General features: G+C 64.8%; 5 protein-coding genes, 1 pseudogene and 1 riboswitch. Of the genes and pseudogenes, 3 read left to right on the top strand and 3 right to left on the bottom strand.

Features of this window, described 5'->3' with window-relative positions; genetic code table 11:
• Positions 1 to 710: hypothetical protein (locus tag P1U55_RS15480; protein ID WP_301048538.1), on the bottom strand; the 710-nt coding region annotated here is incomplete at its 3' end.
• Between the two features lie 97 nt (positions 711 to 807).
• Positions 808 to 916: riboswitch (TPP riboswitch) on the top strand.
• Between the two features lie 40 nt (positions 917 to 956).
• Between P1U55_RS15480 and P1U55_RS15475 the strand changes: the two genes are divergently transcribed.
• Genes P1U55_RS15475 through P1U55_RS15465 form a run of 3 tightly spaced genes read left to right on the top strand, consistent with a single transcriptional unit; the run spans position 957 to position 4,133 of the window.
• The gene (locus P1U55_RS15475; protein ID WP_301048537.1) at positions 957 to 1,937 is read left to right on the top strand and encodes a thiamine ABC transporter substrate binding subunit; all 981 of its coding nucleotides are present in this window, start codon (positions 957 to 959) and stop codon (positions 1,935 to 1,937) included.
• Positions 1,913 to 3,460 carry a thiamine/thiamine pyrophosphate ABC transporter permease ThiP gene (locus tag P1U55_RS15470; protein ID WP_301048536.1) on the top strand — a complete coding sequence of 516 codons (1,548 nt, stop codon included), beginning with the start codon at positions 1,913 to 1,915 and terminating at the stop codon, positions 3,458 to 3,460. Before P1U55_RS15475 ends, P1U55_RS15470 begins: the two co-directional genes overlap by 25 nt.
• The gene (locus P1U55_RS15465) at positions 3,447 to 4,133 is read left to right on the top strand and encodes an ATP-binding cassette domain-containing protein (protein WP_301048535.1); all 687 of its coding nucleotides are present in this window, start codon (positions 3,447 to 3,449) and stop codon (positions 4,131 to 4,133) included. The genes P1U55_RS15470 and P1U55_RS15465 overlap by 14 nt, the downstream gene beginning before the upstream one ends.
• Positions 4,134 to 4,197: 64 nt before the next feature.
• On the opposite strand, the gene P1U55_RS15460 is transcribed toward P1U55_RS15465, so the two are convergent.
• Positions 4,198 to 5,025: a cytochrome c1 gene (locus tag P1U55_RS15460; RefSeq protein ID WP_301048534.1), complete on the bottom strand. Its 828-nt coding sequence runs from the start codon at positions 5,023 to 5,025 to the stop codon at positions 4,198 to 4,200.
• Between the two features lie 21 nt (positions 5,026 to 5,046).
• Positions 5,047 to 5,513 (bottom strand): annotated as a pseudogene (locus tag P1U55_RS15455) (cytochrome b); the annotation flags it as partial.

Here is a 5,513-nt window from a genome sequence, read left to right as displayed (position 1 = left end):
CCTGCTTTCCGCACAGATCTTTCGCCCAGCGGGATCGAAACGCTGAGGCCGACCCAGTTTTCGCGTTGGTCCCGATCGTCATAATGGTGCAGGCCCAGTTCCAGGCTCACGCGCATGTCGTGGGTTTGATCAAGCGGGATCGTCGCATCAATCCCCAGCCCCGCGCGGTAATAATCATGGTCACTGGCGGGATGGTTGAGCGTGTCCTTGGCAAAAAAGAAGTGCCCGCCGATGGGGCGATCAGGCTGGTAGCTGATCGTCAGGCCCCGGTTGGTGGAATAGCCCTCGGCCCCCACATGGCCACCGCGCGTTTCACCAAAGTAGAGTTCCCCGCTCCAGCCGGTGCGGCTGTAAACGAGGGCTTCAACCCCCAGCGCCCACACGCCGCCGCCACGGCTTTGGGCGCCAATCCAGCCATAAGGGCCAACGGTGAGCCACGACAGGGGCTCGGCAGACAGATGGACGAGCGCAGAGGCCGTGGTCAGGGAGCGCGCGCCGCCCGCCTGCCCATGGGCAAGGCCCAGATCAAGCCCAAGCCAGCCCCAGGACAGCGGCTTTACTGCGCGCGCCGTGGTGGAAACGGTCTGGAAGGTTTCACCGTCGATGTAACCGCCGCTTTCGATCCGGGTGGTGAACGAAGAAAAGCTCAGCCCTTCACTCGCAAGCGCGGGAAGGGGCAGGGCAATAAGGAGGGCGGCAAGGAGCTTCATGGGGCGGGGCACCGGCGTTAGGTTGCAGCTTATAGCTGCACCGCAGCATTGTAGCGCATTGCAATCGCTTGCCAAGTGCGCCGGGCAGCCTATTGTGTGCCACACCTCGGGGTGCCCTGCACGGGCTGAGATGCGCCATATCGCGGCGTGAACCCGCTGAACCTGAACCGGCTAGAACCGGCGGAGGGAAGGTTTCGGGATGTCCTCGATTGCCAGCTCCGCCCGCATGCAATGAAGGATACCACTATGAAAACGCCCCTCATCGCCGCGGGATTTGCGCTTTTTGCCAGCGTGGCCAGCGCAGAAACCCTGCACGTTTACGCACCTGATTACTTCGCCAGTGACTGGGGCCCCGGCCCGGCGATCAAGCAGGCCTTCGAGGCCGAGTGTGATGGCTGTGATTTGGAATGGGTCACCGGGGATGTGCTGCCCCGGTTGATGCTGGAAGGCGAGCGCACCGATGCCGATGTTGTGATCGGCCTTGGCCAGGATGAAACGGCCCGCGCCCGCGCAACCGGGCTGTTTACCCCGCATGGGGTGGATGTGACCGGGTTGACGATGCCGGTGGACTGGGCCGACGATACCTTTTTGCCGTTCGACTGGTCGCATGTGGCCTTCATTTATAACAGCGACAAGATGGCAACCGCGCCCGCCAGCTTTGATGACCTGTTGGCAATGGACGAGGACATTCGCATCGTGATCCAGGATCCGCGTTCCTCGCCCGCCGGGCTTGCGCTGGTGATGTGGGTGAAGGCGGTTTACGGCGACGAGGCAGAGGCTTTTTGGGCCAAGCTCGCGCCTCGCATCCTGACGGTCACCAAAGGCTGGTCAGAGGCTTACGGGCTCTTCACCGAGGGCGAGGCCGATATGGTGCTGAGCTTCACCACCTCGCCCGCCTATCACATCATCGCCGAGGAAGACGCCACCAAGGCGGCGGCGATCTTTGGTGAAGGGCATTACCTTTATGTTGAGTTGGCCGGGAAGATTGCGGGGAGCGACCAGCCGGAGCTGGCTGACCAGTTCATGCAGTTCGTCCTGTCGGAGCCGTTTCAGCAGATAATCCCCGAGGGAAACTGGTCTTTCCCGGCCAAGCTTGCTGCCGAAAAGCTGCCTGAGGGCTTTGGCGCGCTTGCGCTGCCCGAGAAGGTGTTTTTCTTCCCCGAGGAGAAGGCTGAGGCCATGAAAGACGAGGCCATAGCCGAATGGCAGCGCGGGCTGAGCCAGTAACCCGCAGCCTTGCGGGGCTGGCCGCGCTGGTGGTGCTGGGGTTGACCCTTGGCACTCTTGGGGCGGTGGTCTGGCGGGCCGGCGGGCTGGGGCTGGCCGAGGGCCGGGTTGGCGAGGCGATTGCCTTCACGCTCTGGCAAGCGGCGGCCTCAGCGGTGCTGAGCGTTGCGCTGGCGGTGCCGGTGGCGCGGGCGCTGGCGCGGCGGCGGTTTGTGGGGCGCGGTGCGGTGATCACGCTGATGGGCGCGCCGTTTATTCTGCCGAGCATCGTGGCGGTGCTGGGCCTCGTGGCGGTGTTTGGCCGCTCTGGTGCGGTAAACTGGCTGCTGGGCGGGCTTGGCCTGCCAGAGGTGAGCCTTTACGGCCCGCAGGGGGTGATCCTTGCGCATGTGTTCTTCAACCTGCCGCTGGCCACGCGGCTATTGCTGCAAGGCTGGCTGGCGATCCCGGCAGAGCGCTTCCGCCTGGCGGCATCGTTCGGGATGGGGCCGGGGGCGATTTTGCGGTGGCTGGAGTGGCCAATGTTGCGCGCGGTGGTGCCGGGGGCGCTGATGCTGATCTTCGCGCTTTGCCTCACAAGCTTTGCGGTGGCGCTCACGCTGGGCGGAGGGCCGAAGGCGACCACCGTGGAGCTGGCGATCTACACCGCTTTCAAGTTTGATTTTGACCTTGGCGCAGCCTCGGTGCTGGCGTTGGTGCAATTTGCGCTGGCCAGTTGCGCCGCCGCGCTGGCCTGGGGCGTGGCGCGGCCCTCGGGTTTTGGCGCGGGGCTGGGCGGCGTGGTGCGGCGCTGGGACGGCGGGGGCTGGCTGCGGGTGCAAGACGCGCTGGCGGTGGGCTTGGCGGCGCTGTTTCTGGCCGGGCCTCTGCTGGCGGTGTGCCTGCGTGGTGCGGCGGGGCTGTTTGATTTGCCGCTGTCGGTGTGGGCGGCGCTGGGCCGGTCACTTGCTGTGGCGCTTGGCTCAACCGCACTGTGCCTTGCGCTGGCCTTGCCTCTGGCGCTGGCGGCGCGGCGGGGGCTTTGGGTGCAGGTGTTGGCCGTGCTGCCCATTGCTGCTTCACCGTTGGTGATGGGCACCGGGTTGTTTTTGCTCAGCTACCGCTGGGTGCGCCCGGATGAGATTGCGCTATGGGTGACGGCGGCGGTGAACGCGGTGCTGGCGCTGCCTTTCGCGCTGGCGGTGATGCTGCCCGCCGCGCGCGAGATGCGCCAGGGGAGCGGTCGGCTGGCCGAGAGCCTGGGGATGCGCGGTGTCGCGCGGCTGCGGTTGGTGGTGCTCCCGGCGATGCGCCGGGCGATGGGCTTTTCCGCCGGGTTGGCGGCGGCGCTTTCAATGGGGGATCTTGGGGTGATCACGCTTTTCGCCGATGCCCAAAGCCGCACCTTGCCTTATGAGCTTTACAGCCTGATGGGCTCTTACCGGATGGAGCAGGCCGCGGGCGCGGCGCTGTTGCTTTTGGTGAGCTCACTGGCGCTGTTTTGGCTGTTTGACAGAGGAGGGCGCGCGGATGCTGGCGCTTGAGGGGCTGCGGCTGGAGCAGGGTGACTTTACGCTGGAGGCAGAGTGGCGGGCCGAGGCGGGCGCGCGAATTGCGGTGATCGGGCCATCTGGTGCCGGCAAATCGACGCTGCTGATGGGGATTGCCGGCTTTCTGGAGCCTGCCGCCGGGCGGGTGCTGATTGGTGGCGCGGATATGGCCGGAAAGCCACCCGGAGACCGGCCCTTGAGCCTGCTCTTTCAGGAAGGGAACCTGTTTTCGCATATGAGCGTCGCTCAGAATGTGGGGCTGGGGCTGCGGCCTGATCTGCGGCTTTCGCGCGAGGACAGCCGCGCGGTGGGAGCTGCGCTGGAGCGGGTTGGCCTTGGCGGAATGGGCGGGCGCAAGCCGCGTGCGCTTTCGGGCGGGCAGCAAAGCCGGGTGGCGCTGGCGCGGGTGTTGCTGCGCCACCGCCCGGTGCTGCTGCTGGATGAGCCGTTCGCGGCGCTTGGCCCGGCGCTGAAAACCGAGATGCTTGACCTTGTGGACGAGATCGCGGGCGAGGCCGTGGTGCTGATGGTCACGCACGACCCAAATGATGCCCGCCGGTTTGCGCCCCAAGCGGTGCTGGTGGCCGAAGGGCGGGCGGGGGCGCCTGTGGCAACGGGGCCTTTGCTGGATGATCCGCCAGAGGTGCTGCGCGCCTATCTGGGCTGACCACAACAAAAAACGCGGCCCCCGAAGGAGCCGCGTTGATTTTTGCCGGGATGGGCGTTGAGGTTTAATCCTCGTCCTTCTTCTTCAGCTTGTCTTTGTGCGGTGCCCAAAGCTGCTTGTTCGTCAGGTAGAGCAGAACCGACAGCACGACCATGAACAGCGTCGCGAGCAGGAAGGTATGCTTGCGGGCCATCATCTTGGGCTCGGCGGCCCACATCAGGAAGGCAGAGACATCCATGGCTTCGTGATGCAGCGAGTTGCTGTGGCCATCATCAAAATCAACGTCCTCACCGGCCAGCGGCGGGGCCATCGAGATCCAGCCGCCGGGGAAGGCGTGGTTTTCGTAGAAGACGGTGCCATACTCTTCCTTCTCTTCGCCGGTGTAGCCGGTGAGGAGGGAGGCGATGTATTCGGCGCCGCCCATGCCCCGGAAGAGCTGGTTGAGGCCGGTGCCGTAGGGGCCGTGGAAGCCCGCGCGGGCTTTGGCCATCAACGACAGGTCAGGTGCGCCTTGGGTGAAGTTGGCTGGGAAGTTGTCAGCCGGGGTGGGCGTGCGGAATTCACCAGCTTCAGGATCGTAGAACTGGCGGTTCGAGTCTTCGTCGAGCACAGCGAATTGCTCGGCGTAGGCGCGCACCTCGTCTTCGGAGTAGCCAAGGCCACCCGGCTCACCCAGCGAGCGGAACGACACGTAGCGCATGCCGTGACAGCCCGAGCAGACTTCGGTGTAGACCTTCAGCCCGCGCTGGAGCTGGTTTTGATCATACTTGCCGAACGGCCCTTCAAAGCTGAAGGCAAAGTCCTCGATATGGCCTTCGTCACCGGCGGCTACTGCGGCCCCGCCCGAAAGCGAGAGCGCGGTGAGGGCGGTGATTGCGATTTTGCGGATCATCATCATCTCTGTTGCGTCCTCTTACTCGGCCGGGGAGGCCGAAGGGGCCTTGCCGTAGTGGGCTTTGAAATCTTCCTCGATCGTTGCGGGCTGCGGCAGCGGGCGCTCGATCACGCCCAAGAGGGGCAGAATGACGAGGAAGTAGGCGAACCAATAGGCCGAAGCGATCAGCGAGAAGGTTGCATAGGGCTCTTCGGCAGGCATGGCACCGAGCCACATCAGCACGACGAAGTCGATCACCATCAGCAGGAACCACCACTTGAACATCGGGCGATAGCGGCCCGAGCGCACCGAGGAGGTATCGAGCCAGGGCACCAGCGCCATGACGAGGATCGCGCCGAACATCGCCAGCACACCGAAGAACTTGGCGTCAATGATGCCAAAGCTGATCCAGTTGGCGAAGATCACCACCCAGACTTCCGAGGTGAAGGCTCGCAGGATCGCGTAGAACGGCAGGAAGTACCATTCCGGCACAATGTGTGCGGGTG

Source organism: Vannielia sp. (assembly GCF_029212645.1).
Lineage (GTDB): Bacteria > Pseudomonadota > Alphaproteobacteria > Rhodobacterales > Rhodobacteraceae > Vannielia.
The sequence above is the reverse complement of the archived record's forward strand: the minus strand, read 5'-3'. Positions and strand labels throughout refer to the sequence as shown.